The organism is Bacteroidota bacterium (assembly GCA_030706745.1).
Classification (GTDB): domain Bacteria; phylum Bacteroidota; class Ignavibacteria; order Palsa-1295; family Palsa-1295; genus PALSA-1295.
Genome location: JAUZNX010000013.1, coordinates 24,417 through 45,702 on the forward strand (window position 1 = coordinate 24,417; position 21,286 = coordinate 45,702).

A 21,286-nucleotide genomic window follows, 5' to 3' on the forward strand; every position below is an offset into this window, starting at 1 on the left:
CAAATGGCGAATTGGAGGTGCGCGACCGAAAGGCTTCGTAAATTGCATAAAGCCGATGAAGTTCTTTCGACTTGTTGTTCGGGCGATTCTTCGATTCGTGCGCGCCATGCGCGGCATGAGTTCGTTGTCGTGGCATAGGTTGAAGGACCAACTCGCTCCGGCTCCCCGGCTTTTTGTACGAATTGTTCGGATCGTTGCGATTCTTTCGGCGCTCAGTTGGGCCGCCTGGTTCGGCCTTCGGCTTGGTGGCCTCGATCAAAGTCAGGATGTCTGGACACCTGGCGAAGTAGCCAGTGCAAGCCGCAGCCGCCTCGGCGCAATCTCCGCAGCGCTCGACACCGTTCGCGATCGTCTTGCGGCAGATCCGGCGATTCAGCATTTCACGGTCCAGCATTCCACCCAGGAGTTATTTGCCCTTCTCCGGCAACGGGACTCGGTCTATGCCGCTCATCTGCCGGACTCTGCTCTGACGGTATCCACGTCGGAGGGATATCGTGTGGCCGATCATGGATCGGCGATCTATTCGGCCGATGGCCGGCTGCTTGCCTGGTATACCTCGCGCTCCGTGACATTTGGGTTCGATACTCTTCTGACCGGCGAGGCATTACTTGCAAATCGAGACCGCGGTATCTTCCTCGAGAGCGAGCCAATATATGCATATTTGACTGCCGTCCGCAAACTTGTCTCTCATGAAGGTGTCCTCGAAGGATACATTGAGACGAAACGACTCATTGCGACGAAGGAGCCGGTAGGCGGTCCGCGGGACGCGACGTTTTTGGGAGGCCTGCGAGATGCCCCTCATCGCGAAGTGCAGGTCCATTTCGGCGGTGTGCCTGGCCGGTTGCGTTCAAATGCAGAATGGACCAGAGTCGATCTTTTTGCGGACCCGAGTGATCCAGCCAGCTTTGTCGGGAATCTGGAAATCGCAAATCGAGTGACAAACGATCAATCTGATCTCTCGATTTGGTTGAACGTGCTATGGAGGCTAGGGACGACGCTCGTACTTATTGGGTGTTTGATTTGGTTGCTCGTAGCGATCGCAGAACCAACCGAGCCGACTCCCAATGACCGCTCCGGAATACCCAGGCCGGACGGAATGATTGAGGATCGGCCTGTATCCGCTCGGGTCTGGTTCTCGCTTATTGTCATCGGCTCGATCACGCTCGTGCGAATTCTTGTCGCCCGGCTCGGCGGTCTCAGTATGCTCGTGGGTGCTGCATATCGAAACCCGGCAGATTTCACATCAGACTACGGATACGGTATTGCCCATAATCCGTTCGAGCTGTTTGTCACATCTGTCTTTGCAACCGCAGCTGCGGTCATGTTCTGGATTGTGTGGATGCCGCGCGAACCATTAGTGCGCGATGAATCTAAACAGAAATATTTTGCATCCCTTGGTCCAAGGAAGATTATCGGGTTGATCGGCTTTATGTCTGTTGCCGTCTTTGCCTCGCAACTTCTTGCCGATGGCGTGAGCTCGACCGTGGAAGCGATCGTCATGGGTGGTCCATTGCGATACATGACAGTGAAGCAGGTGCTCCCGGCGCCGGGGATGCTCCTGATGTTGCTTTCCTTCCTTGGTCTTGGTGTTGCCTTTTTGTTCCTCACTTCTTTGCTTCTGACGTTTGCTCTGCGCTCGGCGATCTCACTACTCTCTCGGCGACTCTCCGTTCTTACGCGCATCATCTTTGGTAGTCTTTTGCTCGCGGTTCTCATGCTGGGTGCAGTCTTTGCGGGAGATCTCATTTCGCTTTCGGAAATTAGTCTTCTCTACCGTTCATCGCTTGCTGCGCTCGCGTTTATCGTGAGTCTTTCTGTCATCACCATCGACGCCCTTTCGCCCGACACAGCCCAAGGTGATTCATCCTTTCTATACAAGCTGCCGCGTTCCAGCCGGTCCATTCTTTTTATTTTGGCGATCTCCACGCTGATCATGAGTCCGCTCATCGCTTCGAAGCAACTCGAGGCCGACAAACTGGTAGCGGAGCGAATGGTCCGTGAAAATGCGGAAGTTAGTACGACGGAGTTAGCGGGTGCATCAGCACGCATTCTGTTGGCGGCACGCGATCGACTGAACGATTGGAGACAGTCGGGTCGCGATACCGCCGCTTTGAGAGAATATGCCTTCTTGATTTGGCTCGATGGCGCCAAATCCCACCCGGCATGGGAGGCGGCCATTAATGTGACTAGTGAGGCACACCCATCTGCCGTGATCTCGCATTTTGCCACGCTGGGCGCGGCTTCGGAGATGCGACGCATCGGCCCCATTCTGGATTCTGAAGTCCGTCTGACCTCCGCGCGAGATAGTGGTTCTGAGACCACCGTTCGGATTGTTCCATGTCTTACGAGTTCATGCGCCCCCGTTGCAGCTGGAGTTCTGCGATACAGCGATACGCTTGGAGGTCCATCGCAGCAAAATGCTTCGCATGGGACCAGACTTCTTGTTTCAGTTGCCCTGTGGAGCGATCTTCCAGTGCTCGTTAAGCCGGCGTCTCAACTCCAAGTAATCGCGTCTCCTGCGTTTGGCGTGCGTGGCGGCTCCTCGGTCGTCTCCGATCCGATGGCTGACGGAAGTTTTGTCATTGCAGAATATCGTCCAAATGCCCGCCGCATCACAAATGCACCCTGGCTGGATGTGCCTTCAGCACTTCCACTTTGGACGGTCCGGGCCTTGCGGCATGTTACGAGTTTCTGGCGATCGATAGCCTTCGGTGGCGATCGGTTTCAGACGCTCTTTTATCGCGTGCCGATGAGCGATGCGATCATCACCGTCAGCACGCCGGAGCCGACTTTTAGCCGCACACTCGAGTTCGCCCTGCGTTTGAATGCGATCGGTCTCATTTATGGAGCTTTCATTGTCCTCGTCCTTTTGGTGGCCCGACAAGTAGCAACTCGACGTATTCGGTTTACCCTCCGCTTTCGCGATCGTATCTTCTTGATTGTATTGCTGATTTCTCTTGTGCCACTCGTCGTGGTGACCAATGTGACACGGACGTTGCTCAGCGAGCGGGCGCAATCCGAAGAGCAGGACCGCCTCGCACGCGACGCTTCCGTCATTAAGGATCGGATCGCCCGCGTGTTCGAAGCGCCCTCGTCGTCCGAATCTGGAACTCGCAATCGTGACCTACAAATTGAAGTTGAAAATCTCTCACAGATTATTGGCCGGGATTTCAGTGTGTTTGATCCCGCGGGCCGGCTTCGAGCGAGCAGTCGTCCAGAGTTGTATGAATCATCATTATTGGCGAGTACCCTTGGTTCGCGCGCCATCGAGGAGGTCGCGCTTGGAGAACGGACGTTCTTCACTGAACCCGTCCGGCTCGGAAGGGAGACATATGAAGTCGGATATCAGCCGGTGACCTCAACGACAGGTTCGAAGCTTCTGGCGGTACTGAGTCTGGCGACAATGAATGAGGCAGTGCGGATCGATGCCCAAGTTGCCCGCACGACGAGTTTTGTGTATGGAATCTTTGCCGCTCTCGGCTTAGTCCTATTGGGCATTGGAGCGCTCTTTGCCGCAAGAGTCGCATCGCCGATTTTGGAGTTAATTCACGCGACCGAACGCGTCGCTCGCGGCAAATTACAGACTTCGATTCCTGTCACGAGGGATGATGAAATTGGGGAGCTGATGCAGTCATTCAACGAAATGACCCACGAACTCGAAAAGAGCCGAGAAATCGTGGCACAGACGGAGCGTGAATTAGCGTGGAAGGAAATGGCCCGGCAGGTGGCACATGAGATCAAGAATCCACTGACCCCCATGAAACTCTCCGTTCAGCATCTGGAGCACGCTCATGAGGCAAAGGATCCCAATTTCAACTCGATCTTTCGCCGTGTGATTCGGACGCTTCGTGAGCAGATCGACGTACTTACGCGCATAGCCACCGAATTTTCACGCTTCGGAGCGATGCCGCGCCGAAAATGGGGACCTGTCAATCTTCGTCGTGTTTGCGAGAGTGCTGTCGCCCTGTTCGATTCTGAACGCAGCCGAATTCGGTTTATTATTGATGTCCCGAAGAATCTCCCACTTCTCCATTCGGACGAAGATGAGCTTCGCCGTGCATTTGTCAATCTTCTCAGAAATGCGGTCCAGGCGATCGAAGGGTGGGGGATTGTGGTGATTCGGGCGGCTGAAGCTGAAGGGATGATCCACGTCAAGCTTCGGGATACGGGATTTGGCATGTCCGAAGAGACACTCAAGCGAGCTTTTGACCCCAATTTTTCCACGAAGACCAGTGGGATGGGGCTCGGCCTTGCCCTTGTGAAAAAGACAATTACTGATATGTCAGGATCTATTCGGGTGGAAAGTGAACCGGGCCATGGAACAGTTTTCCATATAGACCTTCCTGCTCGAGGCTACATCGAAGAGAGTGAATAGCGATTTTGGCAGTTCCGCGAGACCAATTAAAATAAAACTCAAAAAAATATCCGTGGCGACTGTTACCTTTTGGAGGTTCATTGGTCTTCTATAGTGGCATGGGCTGTTCGATAACCTCTTATAGCAGGTGCTGAAAAACCGAATTTCGTGGGTGCGGTCGAAAAATGTGTTATTTTTACAGTGATACATCCGAGACCAGACTGTGAAAGAGGGATAAGCCGTGCGGTTAATCCGAAGGCCGTCCTCTTTTGGAGTGTTGCTACTTGCTTATTATCAGCATTCATTTTAACCAATCACTAACCTAAGACAACGATGAGACGTGTTTACTACGTGTCCGTTCTTGTGTGCTTATCGGTGCTCGCTCTCTTGAGCATCGCTCCGCGCGCTGGGGCACAATCGAAGGACCGTCGCGGTGAACCGAATAATCTGGCGACCGGCTACTTTGTGGTCGATTCGGACGATAATTCGCCGACGCCGTGGAGGCCCAATTATTTCTTCGTCGATACCACGTTCAATCCGATCGAGTGGTTTCGCGTAGCGACCGGTCCGCAGCAACTTGCACGGCCTGGGACGTTCTTCTTCAATCCGACCTATACGATTGGAGCGGCCAATTACGATAGCTCTAATGATGCTATGGCCGGCCCGATTCCGTTAGCAATGGGGCAGCATTGGAATTTTTACGGACAGAATTATGACAGCATCTACGTCTCATCGAATGGATTTATCGGCTTTGGCCCGTATTCTAATGCATCGGCAGGATCACCTCCGGCATATTGCCGCGGCTCCAATGTCGATTTCCTGAACAGCGCCAGTTCTGCGCCGCGCGATATTATCGCCGGGCTCTGGGCTGATCTCGATATGCGTCACGGCGGAAGATATGACACAACCCTCGTGTATTATCGGACTTCGACTTCGCTCGATACGTTCTACATGAATTGCTATAATTTCCGCTTGCGTCCGGCTAGCCCAAATAATTTCGCTCCGGCTGGTTTCACTTATCCCGGCGCTGATAGAATCTGGATTCAGAAATTCCAGTATGTTCTCGCCAATACGGATTCCAGCATCCAAATCAACTACGGACGTTTCATTGGCTCAATCAATGGATTCCCTCCGACCTTAGCATACCGACTTTTCCAGAACAATGTATCCATCGGTATGGTCAACGAAACGGGCGCACAATCCACGTCCGTCCTCTATGGCCGAGCGGCCCGCTGGGATGCGAACAAGAACATTACGTGCAAGAGCTGCAACAAGGACTTCCGCCAGAATGGCCAATGGGCTCTGAAATTCCGCCGTTGGCATGATGCGGTGCGAGCAGTTTCGGTTGACTACCCGCCCAGGAACTATGAAATTTGCCTCGGTGCCGCAGTAACGCCCAAGGCGACGTATGTCGATGTCGATCCAAATGCGGCAGACATCCATGATTTCAAGGCGAGATTCCAGATTCGCAATGTTGTCACGGGTATCATTACCTATAGCCGTGTTGCAATCGTCGATACGACCCCGACGATTCCTAAGCAGATCACATTCCTGCCGTACGCAACGAACCCGAACATCCTCAGCCAGCTCGGGACGTTCAATGCTTGCGCCGTCGCAACAACGTTCGACTCCGTTGACAACAACATCGGTGACCAGTGGCCATTTGATGACACGGTCTGCATTCGTATCTTCGGTGTTCGCAGAACGACTCAGCCATACCGCGATCCTTCGAACAACTACAGCAAGACACTCTCTGCTGATATTCCTGACCAGACATTATGGATTTCTGTCGGAGCGCAGGTGGTTGAAGGTGAATCTCAAACTTGGGATCCGCCACCACCACGCGATCTGACCGGTGGCGGTTATGGGGCCGATGGCTTCCAATCCCCTGTCATTCAATTGGACCGCCTTGACGTTGATGGAAATACATACAGCGGCAATGGCGTTGGCGATACACTCATGAGTTTCCCAATAAATCTGTTGGGGCAAACCAGGGCGAATTTCATGTTCGATTTCCAACGCTCGGGACGCATCGCTTACCCATGGCTCTATGACGGTGATGTCATGCTCGGTGCAGAGCAGAGTGTCGTTAATATCCAGGGTAATAAGGTTCGGACTGGAGACTCGATGGTAATTGAGTTCAAACAACCAAATCAACCTGGCTGCAATCCCTCACCCAGCGGTTGGACCTATATTACGGCAATCGATGGTGGACATGACTTCGAATTCCAGAAGTTCTTCATGGCAATGACACCGACAAACGCCACGATACAGATTACTGGATTCCCGAATGTGATCATTCCAACTGCGAACTACTTCACTGCAGATTTTCGCTTCCGCTTCCGTCTGAAGGCCAGCTATAATGGTGCAAATCCGCCCCCGCCTTCTGATGATGCCGATCCGTGGTACATTGATAATCCGACAGTCATCGTTCCCCGAAAGCCGGAGATCGAAGTCATGTGGATTCGTGTGGTCAGCCCGTATACCAAAATCCCAGCTTCGCAAGCTGTGACGATTCCGGTCTATGTAAAGATCAAGAATAATTCCACGGACGTTGCCATTCCATTCCCGCTACGGGTGCAGGTCCTCGATCCGAACGGTAATACCGTATATTGGCAGGCCGTCACGGTGAGCCAATTGGGCGCCGGTCGTGACTCTGTCGTTAAGATGCCGAACTGGAATGCACAGAACGCTACCACCGGCCAGGGGCTTGTCTATACGATCCACGGATGGATCGATCAATCGGGCTATCAGCCGGAGACTTCGATCACTGGAACCTACACCAAGTTCGCACTTTGTGTCGAAACTGGCTCGCAGGCGGTGCAGGAGTTTGCGTATGACAATGCTGGAATTACTCCAGGTATTGGTGCGGGCAATGATATGCCTACACTGACACGGACCACCGGTTCAGGCATTGGATTCAACCAAAATAGTGGGACATACGCTGTGAAATTCAAACTTTCACAGAAGGACACTATTTACGGTGCACGCGTATTCTTTGCGGACGCAAACCAAGAAGCTAATGGCATCCGAATCTCGCTGCTTAATGGCGATCCTTCTTCATGCCAGCCGAATGATACCGTTGTCCAGTCTGGAATTCAATCTACCTTTAATGACGTAAGAAGGGGTGGAAACTTCAATCAGTTCTGGCCTTACTTCTTCCCGAAGCCGATCGTGGTTCAGGGCGGTGCGGACGCCGGTGCGACACAGGGCGTGTACTGGATTGGTGTTAGCCAGCTTGGCCTCAACAATATGGAGAATGGCGGCAATATCTCTCGCGGTAGTGCAGTCGTTCGGGTATATGACCCCATCCTGCCTTCTTTGCCACCGATGTATAATAGCCAGTACGGAACGGCTTGGAGCCAATCCGAAAACACCGGCGATATTAGTTGCGTCTGGGCACTTGAGGTAACTGCTGGTAGCCAAACATGGGCTCCTTGGACCCCGAGTTCTGGATATTGGCCGACAAACTGCTTCCTTGCTGGCGGCAACTATCAGTTCTGGTGTGGAAGCCCGAACTGGGGTTACATGGTCAGTGCCGGTAGTTATACTCCAATGATTCGTCCGATGGTTTCGAAGAGCATCATGTTGCCGATCGAACTCGTCTATCTGCATGGCGAATCGCAGAATGGTACTTCCGTCCTGACTTGGGCTACTGCAAGCGAGACGAACAATGATGGTTTCTACATCGAACGCCGCAGTGCTGCGACGCCAGACGACTTCTTTGAGAAGGTCGGATTTGTTCAGTCAAAGGGCCCCAACAGCTCGACGCAGACAGGTTACGGCTGGATTGACCACGATGTCAAGCCTGGTACGTACACGTACCGTCTCGAGCAGTTGGATCTTAACGGTGCGTTGCATGCGACCAATTCGGTCGAAGTGACCATTGATCCTACGAAGGAGTTCAGCCTTTCGCAGAACTACCCGAATCCCTTCATGCCGGTTAATGGCTCAACCGACTTGAGCTATACGATTCCGACTGCCGCGCCGACGACACTCGTAATCTATAATCAGCTTGGCGAAACGGTGCGTACGCTGGTTGCGACTGATCAAGATGCTGGTTCACACACAGCAGAGTGGAATGGTAAGGACAATGGCGGCAACGATGTCGCGGCTGGTTCTTACATCTGCAAGCTGGTCAGTGGCGAGCATAGTGCATCAATCAAGATGACTGTTACGAAGTAGTTCGCATCGAACTACTCGCAAAGAGAAGCCCTCGCCATTGCGGCGAGGGCTTCTTGTTTATTGGGTCGAAAAATGGATGTTGGCGTACCTGCGCCTATGCGGCGCCAATAATGCCGCGCTTCGAAAGGGAAATAAAGCGGAGAATCTGCTGGACTTCTGGTATGGCGGACTCCGGACTTTGCTCGATCGATCGCACTGCCGCAGTTACATTGAGGCCACTGTGGTAGAGGGTGAAATAGGATGACTTGATCGCCTGAATTGTCTCGCGGGATTTTCCACGGCGTGCTAAACCTATGCGGTTGATTCCGCTAAATCGCGCGCCGCCGCCGCCAATCAGGGAGAAAGGAGGCACGTCTTTTCGGACCTCGGCTCCGCCGCCGATCATCGAGAGCGTACCAATCATGCAGAATTGATGGACAAGGCCCCCGCCGCCAATGGTCGCAAGATCTTCAACTGTCACGTGACCAGCGAGCTGGGTTGCATTCGAGAGGATCACCCCTTCGCCAACTTTGCAGTCGTGCGCAACATGAGCATACGCCATGATGAGTGTGCCTCGTCCAATGCGGGTCACGCCATCCAAGGTTCCGGCATTCGTATCGGCTTGATGAATGGTTGCCCGATGGATCGTCGCGAACTCTCGGACGACGGAGTCATCGCCTAGTTCTACATAGGTCTTTTCCGTGCCCATGAACTTCAAGTCCTGGGGGACATTGGAGACCACAGCGGCATGGTGAATTTGGCAGCGTTCGCCAATACGCGCACCATTGCCAAGAAAGACATGATGATGAATTCGCGTACCGCGGCCAATCTCGACGTCGCCTTCGACGATAGCATATGCTCCAATCTCGACATCGTCAGCGAGCTTGGCCTTAAAATCGACGATTGCCGTCGGATGAATCGTTGTTGCCATATCTTATCTATCCACGATTGCTGCCATCAATTCCGCTTCGGCAACGACTTGCCCTTCAACTTTTGCGATGCCGGACATGACAAATGTTTTGCCTCGGTTCCGCAGCATTGTGAGCTCAAAAATTAATTGATCGCCGGGAGTAACAGGCTTGCGAAATTTTGCCTTGTCAATTGCCATGAAAAGAATCAGCTTCTTCTCCGGATCGGCAATCGCATTCAGGAGAAGCATCCCACCTGTTTGAGCCATTGCCTCAAGGATGAGTACTCCGGGCATTACTGGTTTGCCGGGGAAATGACCCATGAAGAACGGCTCATTATAGGTCACGTTCTTTAGTCCTACGATCTGCTCGTGCCCTTGTGTGATATCCATCGATAGAATCCGATCAACGAGCAACATCGGGTATCGATGGGGCATGATCCGCTCTATTGCGGTAATGTCAAACACATAGCCGTTCCTTGCGGAAGGATTGTACTTCTGCACAAGCGCCTTCTTTTCGTATAATTTCCGAAGTTTACGCGCAAATTCGACGTTGGACGCGTGACCGGGTCGGGCAGCGAGGATCTGCGCCTGGAGTGGTGCTCCTGCTAATGCTAGATCGCCCAGAAGGTCCAACAACTTATGCCTGGCGGGCTCATTCTTATAGTGAAGTTGCTTATCGTTGAGCATGCCATTTGATCCCAGGATCACGCTATCTCGAATACCAAGCCGCGTACTCAGCGCCCGAAGTGCCTCTGCGTCCAGCTCCCGATCGACAATTACGATCGCATTGTCGACATTCCCGCCTTTTATGAGCCCCTGCTCATAAAGCATTTCCACCTCATGGAGGAAGCAGAATGTCCGCGCTTTCGCAAATTCGGTCACAAATTCCCGCTCCAGCGAGAAGAGGCCAGTGTGCTGACTCCCGAGAACCGGGTTATTATAGTCGATCATCACCGTTACGCGATAATCATCCGGCAGAGGCAGCGCGACGATTTCTACTTGGGCTGCCTCATTACGAAATGAGACAGTCTCATCAACGACAAGATACTTTCGCGGCGCTGTTTGTTCCGTAAATCCTGCCCGAAGCAGGGCCTCGACGTAGGGCTCGGCACTCCCATCGCCGATCGGTGGCTCGTTCGCTGTCAGTTCAATTCGAATGTTGTCGATTTCCAGACCGACGACCGCCGCGAGAACGTGTTCAACTGTATGGACGCTTGCGTTATTGTGCGTCAGCGTCGTCCCACGCGAAATATCGGAAACATAATCGACGAGTGCCGGAATCTCAGGTTTTCCGGGCAGGTCGCTCCTCACAAAGCGGATGCCGTAGCCCTCCGGGGCCGGATGGAATTCGATCGAGCTGGTATTTCCGGTATGAAGCCCGATTCCTTCGAATTTGGAGACGTGTGAAATTGTCCGTTCGTTAGCGCGCATTCCGTATAATGAGTGGATGGGTTGGCATCCCGGTGCAAAAACACCAGCAAAACGGAATAAGTCCTATGGCTCTCACAAAGTCCGTAATTTTGTTGAGATGACCGATCATCCTATCACGCCTTCTATTGCAATTCTCGGCTGCGGCCTGATCGGTGAAACCCATGCCCGTATTCTGGCCCAGTTGGGTTCGCCACCGACATTCTTTGTAGATAGCGATATTCAGCGGGCCAAACGGCTCGCCGAAGAATTCTCAGCACGGGCCTCGTCTGATCCAATCGATCCCATTCGGGACAACGCGATCGACGCAGTCTATATCTGCACCTACCATGATACCCACGCACCGCTGGCGATTGAAGCGGCTCGGCAAGGAAAGCAGATCTTTCTTGAGAAACCGATGGCTATTACGGCGAGTGATTGTCACGCGATTTTGGATGCGGTACAACGGCATCGTGTCAGATGCATGAGCGGCTTCAAACTGCATTACTACTCACTAGCACAGACTGCGAAACAACTGATTGGTCAACCGCTTGCGCTCAGTGCGCAAGTATTCGACCATCGCTGGCCCGACAAGAGCTGGGCGAACGATCCAGTGCGTGGCGGAGGAAATGTCCTTTCACAGGGTTGCCACGCCATTGAGTTGCTCTGCTATCTTGCTGGTTCGCGCCCGATCCGCATTTATGCCGAAGGTGGCAATCTCCATCATTCCACCCTTTATCTTGTTGATTCTATGGCAGCAACGCTAGCTTTCGAGAATGGCGCGATTGCGACTTTGCTCATCGGGGATTTGGGGGAGACGCCTCGCAATGGCAAGTTCTCATTTCAGGCAATGAACGGCTCGAAATCGGTACATCTCTATGATCGATTGACCCGCCTTAGCTATTTCAATAGCGAATTTGAGGAAGTGTTCTCGGGCGATGAGGATGGATTCCTGAACGAGAACCGAGAATTTCTCGCCGCTTTGACCGAAGGGCGACAACCGGAGACGACCGAAATTGATGGCGCCCGCGCAACAATGATCCTCCTTGCCGGAATCGAGTCTCTTCGCACCCAAGAGCCCCAATCACTTGGAGGATTGCCATGAGTCCAAAACACAAGCCGGGCGAATGGCGGGACTATCGACGGGATGATACACGAAGCGGCCATCAGCCACTTGCGGGGCATCCAGGTGCGACGCTCAGCCCGCGCTGGTCCTATCGCCTTGGTGGCAGTTATCAAGAAATAGAGTTGATACCAGATGGCTCGGGAGATATGTTGCTGGCGGATGGCGGTGGAATCCAACGCATGGACCCGGGCGGAAACGAGCGATGGAAGACGAAACCGTTTGGTGCGCATTGGATCAGTGGTGTTTTCGATCTCGATGGGGATGGACGTCTAGAGATAGTGACGACGAATGGGCACGAAGTCATTATCATCTCGGCTCTTGATGGCTCGTTCTTGTTCCGTCACTATATCGGTCCACCATTTTCGAATGGGACCTATGGGGGAATGTTTCAAATACATTCCTTCGCGAACTCAATTAGCAGAGGGGCAGATGGTGCGATGCAAATCATCATCCCGTGCTTCTCGCAGAAGGAAGTCTTAGTCTACGATTGCTCTGATGGTGCCGAGCGGACGCGTGTGCTGCATCGTCTTTGGATGGATGATAGTTACCATCCATCGATCGCCATTGGCGATGTCAACGGAGATGGCGCGGATGAAATTGTGATTGCCAGAATTGGTGGCATATACGTCTTCGATCCTGCGAACGGGCAGTTAATTTCACAAACGCAATGGACTTCTGACACTGAACGTCGGCGCAACTATGGACATTTTGAACTTTGCGATATCGATGGTGATGGCGCACTTGAAGCAGTGATCCTGAGTGATATGGTATCGCGCCACGTTGCCGTTTTGGATAATGATGGCGCGGGTAACTTCCAGCCACTCTGGGATCGATTCATTGAACATATTTACCCTTCGGATTCCACGGATCTCCGCTATACGTCGAACTCGATTCGCGATTTCGATGGAGATGGGAACCTTGAGATTGCGGTCAGTATATTCAATGAGCACCAAGATCTTCGTTGGCATACGGAGATCTTGCGAGCCAGGACAGGGGAGTGCATCTCGGATCTGCCGAATCAATACCTCCGAGGTGTGCAGGATGTTAACAATGATGGGTTCTACGAACTGTGCTTGAGCCGTGAGGCAACAGTCAATCCACTCGCCAACTCTGAACTATCGGTCTACTCTGTCAAGAACGATAGTACGGTATGGAGTTTGGAAAATGCCTCCTTCGCTGAGCGGACCGTCCATCTTCAGCCGCACGCCTCGGAGTTCAAGCCCGATGTCTTCGCGTCGCAAGAAATCCAGCGAGGAAAGTTTTTGGAGCGAGAAGGAATCTTCCTGCAAACAGAATCTGGACTGTGTTTGCTAGATCGATCTCTTACGCTGCATACGATCGGATTCGAGTCCAGTATCCCGTACCGCGTTGCCCATGTTGCGAACGATCGTGTGCTTATCACAACATCCAACGGAGATGTCACATCCATTACTCGTCATGGTATTGAGTATGTACGTTCTTGCGGATATCATCTGACTCCTGAAGCACATGCTGCTGCGAGACCTGGTAGTACCGCAACCGTATTTGAGAATGGTGAGGACCGCTATCTCGCCGTGCCAGACTTTGCGAATCGTATTCACATGCTCGTAGCGGATGGCAAGATGGTGCACAAAATCGAAGGCCACTCCAGGATTGGTTATGATGGCGTGTTTCATGCTGTGAGCATGATCGAGACAAAGGGAGGTCCGATGCTGGTGGTCGTTGATGATCGCGGATTAGATCACGCACGCCTTTCACTGTATTCCATGCATGGCGAGCGCGTTCGGTCCTTCGATTTTCCTGATCTGCCAGCCAGCATTATAGGTTCGCGTGTCGGTTGTTACGATTGGCTCGGATTCGAGCACTCGCGTGGCGAAGCACTATTCGCAAGCTTTTATCGCTCGCGTTCCATGAACACCGAATGCTCGCTCGCGTTTTTGATCGCAACGGGCGAAGTTCTCTGGCGGAAAGACCGCATTGGAATTGGCGAGTATGGACGTGGCGTGGGGCCATGGGGTACAGCCGCACTTCTCCTTAAGGATCGGCGATCCATCGCGGTATTCTGCGCAAAAGATTCGCTCTGCCGTCTTGATCTCGAAACCGGTGAATTGCTCAGCGTACCAAAGCTGCTTACGGACTACACTGCAGAGGTATTGAAATCGGAGCAATTGCTGAAAGCGCAGAATCTCACGACCCAGTCCTCAATTGATGACCCGTTCACGGCGTATGGCTCGCCGACGCTTATTGGCGATGATCTGGTTATTTCAGGTGCATTTGGTGGGTTTGGAGTCATCCAAAAATCAAGTCAGGCTCGGTGGTGGAAACGAGCGCCGTTCGGTGATATTCTTTATCGACTCCCTGGCATTGGTGATGTTGATGGTGATGGTCAACTCGAGTTTGCACAGGCCCATGGCGATGGATGCGTTCGCATCTATGATTACACGACTGGAGTGGAACGAACATGCGTGGATCTCCAAGCAACGGCTACCGACATTCTCACCGTTGACTTCGATGGCGATGGAAGGGAAGAATTTGTGTTTGGTACAAACGACGGCCGGCTGATCGCGGTCGGCTGGACCGGCAATGAGATTGCGGTTAAGTCCGTTTATGATTCTGGCGTCGCGATGGGCTCGCCCATTGCTGCCGATCTCGATGGGGACGGGGCGTCCGAGATTTACGTCGTCTCCGCCGATGGTCTATTAACTTGTTTTGGATAACGTGATGCCAAAGGTACGTGTAGCGACAGTCTCATTTCTCATGGAGGATACTCCGCATACCGTCGAGATGAATCTCGAACGGGCGCGCATGTACATTCGCGATGCGAGTGAACAAAAGGCGGACATTGTTTGCCTGCCGGAGACAGTGACAACTAATGGTTTGGCGAATCCGATTGACTCGGCCAAATACTCCGATGCCTGGATGGATTATTTCGCGGATGCCGCAAAGAAGTATGGAATTGCAGTCATCGCTCCGTTCTTTGTGCGCGACATCACGGCGGTTTACAATCAGGCGACGGTATTCAATCGAGATGGTAGCTGTGTCGATCATTATCGAAAGCTTCAGCCGACCGGAATCGAAGCAAAGTCTGTCACACCGGGCTGGGAATTCCCTATTATCGATCTTGGCTTCGCGAAGATTACGGTCATGATTTGCATGGATATTTACTTCCCCGAGATCGCGCGAATCTATGCTATGAAGGGCGCTGAGTTGTTGTTTTGGCCAACGACGACGCATGGCCCAACGCAAAGCGGTCTCGAAGCACAGTTGCGATCGCGGGCAATCGACAACTCCATGTGGATTGTCGAATCGAACCTGGCGGGTCATCAGCCGTATGCGCCCTATGATGGTCGCTTCTATCCTGGCAATGCGCGTGTCATGGATTTCAATGGCGATATTATTGCGGAGACCGGTCGCCGCGCCGGACTTGCGGTCTGCGATATCGATCTCGATGAGCGCCGCACCACTTCGCAAGTCCTGCTCATCCATGAACCAGACGATACGCGGGCCGATCTCGAATCGCTTGCCCGGATGGACCTCTATGCAAAGGAATACTCTGCGATTGCTGCGCGGCAGAATCGCTACTATGACATGCTGCGACCGAAGCGCTAGACTCGCAATCGCGTCCAGGTCTGCTCGGCAAAAAGCAGCCCAATGCGAAGGGCGCCGAGCCGAATCGGGAAATTGAATAGATGCTGGGTGAGGTCAAAGCCCAGAAGGGCAAGGACCGCAACGAGCGCCCAGAGATGCCAGTGCTTTAGGATTTTTGCCATATCCCAATCTATACTGTCGCAATTACGCGAGCATTATCCTGTGGTGATTCTATTATGCTTTCTCGCTTCAACTTTGATACCGTTACGCGGGAGATACTTGGTGCGCGGACCCCGAGATCAATGAGGTGATATGCGAAACCATCCTCGCGGTTAGTCGGAGAGACTGCACCTGCGCTGTTGAGACAGATTAGTCCATTCCTGTCATACTGGCCAGTAAAATGCACATGTCCATGGAGCAGGAGATTGGCCCCGATCCGCTCGAACATTCCTAGCGCTCGTCGTTTACGGTGTAACTTCAATGTTTGGAGCTCGATCGTCGAAGCCAATCCTGATGATGCCTGGCGACCCATTCGCACCAGGTCCCTGTGCCGGAACAAGTGATGGTGCATCAGAACGATCCGGTAGCGTGCCGTCCGCCACGCATGGAAGTTGCCAAGATGATCAATACTCTGTCGATGGCCCTTCACGATCTCCCCGTTTGAGCCGAAGGGATTCCCAATGACCGAGTGCTCTGCAACGGTGTTGAGCGCCATGAAGGCAACATGCTTCAGTCGTTTCACGAACGGATAGGCAAGCCCTCCAACTGTGATCGTGTCCGCGAACAACTCCGAAAAATGCTCCTGAAAGATGGCGAGCCGTTCTCGCGTGTCACAGATACGGCAACGCTCTGGGAATGCGAGTACATCATCGGCGAGCTGGGGACCGCCATAGATGTCGTGGTTGCCAGGGACGATGGTGAGCTTGCTCGATCGCATGATACCCAGCATTTCGAAGAGTCGGCGTGTCGTCCTGAGATCGCGCGCATCGGCGTTACTTGTCAGGTCGCCGGTAATGACGATGTGTTCCGCACCACGCCGGAGTGCGTCTTCGAGCGTTCTCCGCAATCGTGGCAAATGCTGCGGATGGTACTTCAGGTTAATGTGAGGATCGGAGAGGTGTGCAATTCGCATAAATAGCATTTTGTATTCAGCTAACGCAGGTGGTCTCGCACCCGTCGCACTGGCACGATATGGGATCGTTGCCATTGTATTATCATATTGTTTAGAGAGTCGTTGCGAGCCATTCTCCGTATCTTTGCAGGTATTGAAACAGAAAAAGAAGCACCCAAGTCCTAAATTGCCTTCTGCTAAGGCCCGTGGCCGATTTGCTGCCAGACCGCGACGAATTGTTGCCGATAGCAAGCGCATTGCGCCAGAAGAAATCTCCCGCGTCGATGTGCGGACAAAGACCTACATCAATGGCCTTCGCGTCGTCAGCGAGCGGGTCGAGGGCGCATCTTCTCTGTGTGTGGGTCTTTGGGTGCGAGCCGGCTCCCGTCACGAGAGCATTCGCCAGCATGGTATCGCACACTTTATCGAGCATGTCGTTTTCAAAGGCACCGCTGGCCGGACCATGCGCGAGATCATGCGTTCAATCGAAGCCCGAGGCGGATACTTGAACGCTTTCACGACAAAGGAGCACACTTGCTTCTATACCTGGACGCGTACCTTGCATCTCGATGAGTCGGTCTCGGTGCTTTTCGATCTGGCACTGCGGCCAAAGTTCTCCGCCGAAGACATCGAGCGCGAAAAGTCGGTAATCATAGAAGAGATCAATGGCATCGAGGACGAGCCGGACGAGATGGTCTTCGATTTGTTCGAGGAAGAGATCTTTGGCCGACACGCGCTGGCACACCCGATTATCGGCACGCCCGAGAGCATTCAGCGCATGAATCGACAGACCCTCTCGGCGTTTCACCGCAAGCACTATCGCTCGCGCGATATTGTCATTGTTGCCAGCGGTTCACATGAGCATGATGCCCTCTTTGCAGCGATCGATCGTGCAATAAAGCATGCGCCGAAACACGTTTCCAGGCGTCTACTCGAACCGTACAGGTTTCCACGACGGCCACAATCCGAGTTGCATGTACCAAGGGCATCCGGGCAGCAGGCCCATCTTATCCTGGGAAGACGCGCACCGGGAGTAAGGAGCGAGCGCCATCTTGCTATCAGCGCGCTCATTACATTGTTGGGAGTGGGCATGAGCAGCCGACTGAATTTACGCCTGCGCGAAGAACTGGGCCTGGCTTATGATTCCGTCGCATTTTACTCGCCATTTGAAGATGCTGGAGCCGTTGGACTCTATATCGCCACTGCGATCGAGAACCGTGAGCGCTCCCTCCGGGAAATGCGCCGCATTCTTCGCGGACTCACGACCAGACCAGTTTCGAACGCCGAACTTGACCGCGCAAAAGAGCAAATGATCGGCTCGGTGGTGCTGCCAATGGAATCGATCTCTAATCGCATGATGCGTGCCGCCCAGAACGAGCTCTATTTCGGAGAGTACTACTCCGTCGAGCATGACATCCAGAAGATTTCAAATCTGCCGCTCGAAAAGGTCCGTGACGAGGTGACGCGTCTATTTACCGACGAAGACCGCTACACGCTCGTCTCGGTTGTGCCGGAAAAGGAAGAAGAGCAGGAAGAAGAGAAGGAATAGCCTTAGGAACATTATCTGGCCGAACTTGTCTCAAATTATGACCGGTTCGCGTGGATGAAAGTGCTTCCGACCTTGTTTATGCGCGCGCTCAAAGCAACCTTCCGTGCGGAGAGTCCATAATCATCGTAAATTTGCACGCATGAAAATAGGAGTACCGAAGGAAATCAAAGTAAACGAGAACCGCGTACCCCTCACGCCAAGCGGCGCAGAGATTCTCGTTGCCAATGGCCACACGGTGTTTGTTGAGACAAATGCGGGTGTCGGCTCAGGATTTAAGAACCAGGATTACATTGCAGCCGGCGCGAAAATCTTGCAGACCGCAAAGGAGGTCTTCGACACGGCGGATATGGTCATGAAGGTGAAGGAGCCGATCAAGCAAGAATACGATCTTATTCGCAAAGGCCAGCTCCTCTTTACCTATTTCCATTTCGCTGCGAGCCGTGAGTTGACGGACGCGATCCTGAAGACGAAGTCGATCGCCATCGCGTACGAGACGGTGCAGCGCGCGGATCACTCGCTGCCTCTACTGATTCCGATGTCGGAAGTCGCGGGCCGGATGGCGCCGCAAGAAGGTGCAAAATATTTGGAGAAGACGATGGGCGGCCGTGGTGTCCTGCTGGCCGGAGTGCCAGGCACCGATCCGGGCGAAGTTGTCGTGCTGGGAGGCGGCGTTGTCGGGACAAGTGCGGCGAAGATCGCGGCAGGTCTTGGTGCGCATGTGACCATCCTCGATTCGAATCTCTACCGGCTTCGATATCTCGATGACGTGATGCCGAAGAACGTGACAACGCTCATGTCCAATCCGTACAACATTCGCAAGCTCATCAAGCACGCCGATCTTGTGATCGGCGCGGTGTTGATTCCGGGTGCCAAAGCTCCGCGTCTCGTGACCAAAGAGATGCTGAAAGACATGAAGGAAGGATCGGTAATCGTCGATGTATCGGTCGATCAGGGCGGATGCATCGAGACCTGCAAGCCCACGACTCACGAGAACCCGACGTTTGTTGTCGATGGCGTTGTGCATTACTGCGTGGCAAATATGCCGGGTGCAGTGCCGATGACTTCAACGATTGCGCTGACGAACGCGACATTGCCCTATGCGGTCCAACTCGCGAATCAGGGCTATGAAAAGGCGATATCGAACAATAAGGAATTGCGACTCGGACTCAACGTGATTGACGGCACCGTCGTCTATGAAGGAGTCGCCGAGGCATTTGGAATGAAGTGGGAAGACTCACATAAGTATATTAAGTAACGAGTGATGCGTAACGAGTAACGAGTTTTCGTCAAGCCCTCGTTATTTGATACCAACAACTCATTCACTGCGAAGCATGCCGAAGATCACTATCGACGGAACAGAGTACCAAGCCCGGGATGGGCAGACGATCATTCAGGTCGCGACAGAGAACGGGATCGACATCCCGCATTTTTGCTGGCACCCGGCCCTGACGGTGGCCGGTAACTGCCGTATGTGTTTGGTCGAAGTCGAGAAGAACCCGAAACTTCAGATCGCTTGCGCAACGACGGTTGCCGATGGCATGAATGTCAAGGTGAATTCTCCTGTTGCGACAAAAGGCCGCGAGGATGTGATGGAGTTTCTTCTCATCAACCATCCACTTGATTGCCCGATCTGCGATGAAGCCGGTCAGTGCAAGTTGCAGGACTATGCGTTCGAGCATTCGCGGGGTGTCTCCCGGTTCGTCGAAGAGAAGAACCACAAGGATAAACGCGTGGCGTTCGGTCCGAACGTTCTCTTCGATGGCGAACGATGCATTTCATGCTCGCGCTGTATTCGTTTTGCGCAGGAAGTTGCGGAGCAGCCGGTTTTGACGTTCGTCAATCGCGGGGACCATGTGACGATCAATGCCGTCCCTGCCGAAGGGTTTGACAACAACATGTCGATGAACGTCATTGACATCTGCCCGGTCGGTGCTCTTACGAGCCGCGACTTTCGCTTTAAGGCGCGTGTGTGGGATATGTCATTCACGGATTCGATCTGTCCGGGTTGCTCGCGCGGCTGCAACGTCCGCGTTGGCGTGCGCAATAACGAGATCATGCGTTTGGAGCCGCGCAATAATCCGAATGTCAACGAATACTGGATGTGCGACTACGGTCGGCTAAGTACTTACCACGCGGTCAACGAGGAACGCCTCGAAGGTCCGCGCATGAAGGATACCAATGCTCTGGCGCAGCCGACGGATAGCGATACCGCTGCTCGGCGCGTCGCGCAAGAACTTGCGAAGTATAAAAAGGACGAGGTGTTACTGCTCGGCTCGGCGCGAATGCCGATCGAGGATAACTATCTTATGCTGAAGCTCGCGAAAGAGAAGTTTGGTAGGATTGCGATTCCGTTCATCCCTCATATCTCGGGCGTAGACGAACGATTATTACTACGTGCCGATAAACTCCCGAATGCAATGGGCGCAACGCTTATGGGCTGCGTGGCTGATGGGCACTATCAGCACACGCGAGGCGAGAAGGAAGCACATACAACTGTGCTCGAACTGCTTCGCTCACGCAAAATCAAAGCCGTTGTTGCGCTTGGCGGGAATTTCCTCGCCGATGGTGCCCTGCTCGAGGCCTTCGAAGATGTCGAGTTCTTCGCAACGTGTTCATCAAACGACAATGTCACCTCGCGCCGCGCCGATGTGGTGTTTAGCACCTCGCAATGGGCCGAGCGCGACGGTGTCTTCGTCAATTTTGAAGGCTGGGCACAACTCCTCAGGCCCGCTGTCGCAACTAAGTACTACATGCGCGGCCGCGACCAACTCCACATGTCGCGTCTCGATCGTTTCGGTTCTCAGTTCGATAAGTGGGCGCGCTCCAATAAGCGCGATGCACGCGAAGCATGGCGTTCCGTGCAGAAGATTGCAGCCGAACTTGGAGATCACTGGAAGTATCAGCATACGGAGGACATCTTCGACGAGATTGCTGCGACGAACCCGGAGTTCAAAGGGCTATCATATGATTCGCTCGGCGAGATGGGGCAACCGGTCGCCAGTAATCACGAGAAGGTCGTGCAGGCGAACTATGAAGAGGTCGCTCAGGCTTCGACGCAGCGCATTGAAAGTGTGGGAAGTGTAATTCTCTGATGATCT

General features: G+C 53.3%; 12 protein-coding genes. 8 read left to right on the forward strand and 4 right to left on the reverse strand.

The window, feature by feature from the left end; translation table 11 throughout:
* The first annotated feature begins 55 nt into the window (after nt 1-55).
* Nucleotides 56-4,375 (forward strand): ATP-binding protein, encoded by a 4,320-nt coding sequence (locus Q8902_12910; protein MDP4200457.1) that lies wholly within the window; start codon nt 56-58, stop codon nt 4,373-4,375.
* A gap of 312 nt (nt 4,376-4,687) precedes the next feature.
* Nucleotides 4,688-8,539, forward strand: coding sequence for a FlgD immunoglobulin-like domain containing protein (locus Q8902_12915; GenBank protein ID MDP4200458.1), 3,852 nt, complete (start codon nt 4,688-4,690; stop codon nt 8,537-8,539).
* Nucleotides 8,540-8,633: 94 nt separating this feature from the next.
* On the opposite strand, the gene lpxA is transcribed toward Q8902_12915, so the two are convergent.
* The gene (lpxA, locus tag Q8902_12920) at nt 8,634-9,449 is read right to left on the reverse strand and encodes an acyl-ACP--UDP-N-acetylglucosamine O-acyltransferase (protein MDP4200459.1); all 816 of its coding nucleotides are present in this window, start codon (nt 9,447-9,449) and stop codon (nt 8,634-8,636) included.
* 3 nt (nt 9,450-9,452) lie between these two features.
* Nucleotides 9,453-10,859 (reverse strand): bifunctional UDP-3-O-[3-hydroxymyristoyl] N-acetylglucosamine deacetylase/3-hydroxyacyl-ACP dehydratase, encoded by a 1,407-nt coding sequence (locus Q8902_12925; protein ID MDP4200460.1) that lies wholly within the window; start codon nt 10,857-10,859, stop codon nt 9,453-9,455.
* A gap of 97 nt (nt 10,860-10,956) precedes the next feature.
* Between Q8902_12925 and Q8902_12930 the strand changes: the two genes are divergently transcribed.
* From Q8902_12930 to Q8902_12940, 3 genes are read left to right on the forward strand one after another with little or no spacing between them, the layout of a single operon-like run.
* The gene (locus Q8902_12930) at nt 10,957-11,940 is read left to right on the forward strand and encodes a Gfo/Idh/MocA family oxidoreductase (GenBank protein ID MDP4200461.1); all 984 of its coding nucleotides are present in this window, start codon (nt 10,957-10,959) and stop codon (nt 11,938-11,940) included.
* Nucleotides 11,937-14,657 carry a VCBS repeat-containing protein gene (locus Q8902_12935; GenBank protein MDP4200462.1) on the forward strand — a complete coding sequence of 907 codons (2,721 nt, stop codon included), beginning with the start codon at nt 11,937-11,939 and terminating at the stop codon, nt 14,655-14,657. The genes Q8902_12930 and Q8902_12935 overlap by 4 nt, the downstream gene beginning before the upstream one ends.
* Before the next feature lie 4 nt (nt 14,658-14,661).
* Nucleotides 14,662-15,549, forward strand: a complete 888-nt coding sequence (locus Q8902_12940; GenBank protein ID MDP4200463.1) for a carbon-nitrogen hydrolase family protein — start codon at nt 14,662-14,664, stop codon at nt 15,547-15,549.
* Here the strand turns inward: Q8902_12940 and Q8902_12945 are convergent.
* Nucleotides 15,546-15,710 carry a hypothetical protein gene (locus Q8902_12945; GenBank protein MDP4200464.1) on the reverse strand — a complete coding sequence of 55 codons (165 nt, stop codon included), beginning with the start codon at nt 15,708-15,710 and terminating at the stop codon, nt 15,546-15,548. The genes Q8902_12940 and Q8902_12945 overlap by 4 nt on opposite strands.
* A gap of 8 nt (nt 15,711-15,718) precedes the next feature.
* Nucleotides 15,719-16,735 (reverse strand): metallophosphoesterase, encoded by a 1,017-nt coding sequence (locus tag Q8902_12950; GenBank protein ID MDP4200465.1) that lies wholly within the window; start codon nt 16,733-16,735, stop codon nt 15,719-15,721.
* Nucleotides 16,736-16,793: 58 nt separating this feature from the next.
* Between Q8902_12950 and Q8902_12955 the strand changes: the two genes are divergently transcribed.
* The 3 genes from Q8902_12955 (at nt 16,794) to Q8902_12965 (ending at nt 21,280) form a co-directional block, all read left to right on the forward strand.
* On the forward strand, nt 16,794-18,188 hold the full coding sequence (locus tag Q8902_12955; protein ID MDP4200466.1) for a pitrilysin family protein: 1,395 nt from the start codon (nt 16,794-16,796) through the stop codon (nt 18,186-18,188).
* 139 nt (nt 18,189-18,327) lie between these two features.
* Complete coding sequence (ald, locus tag Q8902_12960; protein ID MDP4200467.1) at nt 18,328-19,443, forward strand: alanine dehydrogenase; 1,116 nt, start codon at nt 18,328-18,330, stop codon at nt 19,441-19,443.
* A gap of 76 nt (nt 19,444-19,519) precedes the next feature.
* Entirely contained in the window at nt 19,520-21,280 is a 1,761-nt protein-coding gene (locus tag Q8902_12965) for a 2Fe-2S iron-sulfur cluster-binding protein (protein MDP4200468.1), read from the forward strand.
* The last annotated feature ends 6 nt before the right edge of the window (nt 21,281-21,286 follow it).

What these genes read in the sequence shown, in the direction of transcription:
- lpxA (MDP4200459.1), bottom strand. Translation starts at nt 9,449, where the DNA reads ATGGCAACAACGATTCATCCGACGGCAATCGTCGATTTTAAGGCCAAG.
- Q8902_12915 (MDP4200458.1), top strand. Translation starts at nt 4,688, where the DNA reads ATGAGACGTGTTTACTACGTGTCCGTTCTTGTGTGCTTATCGGTGCTC.
- Q8902_12950 (MDP4200465.1), bottom strand. Translation starts at nt 16,735, where the DNA reads ATGGCAACGATCCCATATCGTGCCAGTGCGACGGGTGCGAGACCACCT.
- Q8902_12925 (MDP4200460.1), bottom strand. Translation starts at nt 10,859, where the DNA reads ATGCGCGCTAACGAACGGACAATTTCACACGTCTCCAAATTCGAAGGA.
- Q8902_12930 (MDP4200461.1), top strand. Translation starts at nt 10,957, where the DNA reads ATGACCGATCATCCTATCACGCCTTCTATTGCAATTCTCGGCTGCGGC.
- Q8902_12965 (MDP4200468.1), top strand. Translation starts at nt 19,520, where the DNA reads ATGCCGAAGATCACTATCGACGGAACAGAGTACCAAGCCCGGGATGGG.
- Q8902_12945 (MDP4200464.1), bottom strand. Translation starts at nt 15,710, where the DNA reads ATGGCAAAAATCCTAAAGCACTGGCATCTCTGGGCGCTCGTTGCGGTC.
- Q8902_12940 (MDP4200463.1), top strand. Translation starts at nt 14,662, where the DNA reads ATGCCAAAGGTACGTGTAGCGACAGTCTCATTTCTCATGGAGGATACT.
- Q8902_12935 (MDP4200462.1), top strand. Translation starts at nt 11,937, where the DNA reads ATGAGTCCAAAACACAAGCCGGGCGAATGGCGGGACTATCGACGGGAT.
- Q8902_12910 (MDP4200457.1), top strand. Translation starts at nt 56, where the DNA reads ATGAAGTTCTTTCGACTTGTTGTTCGGGCGATTCTTCGATTCGTGCGC.
- ald (MDP4200467.1), top strand. Translation starts at nt 18,328, where the DNA reads ATGAAAATAGGAGTACCGAAGGAAATCAAAGTAAACGAGAACCGCGTA.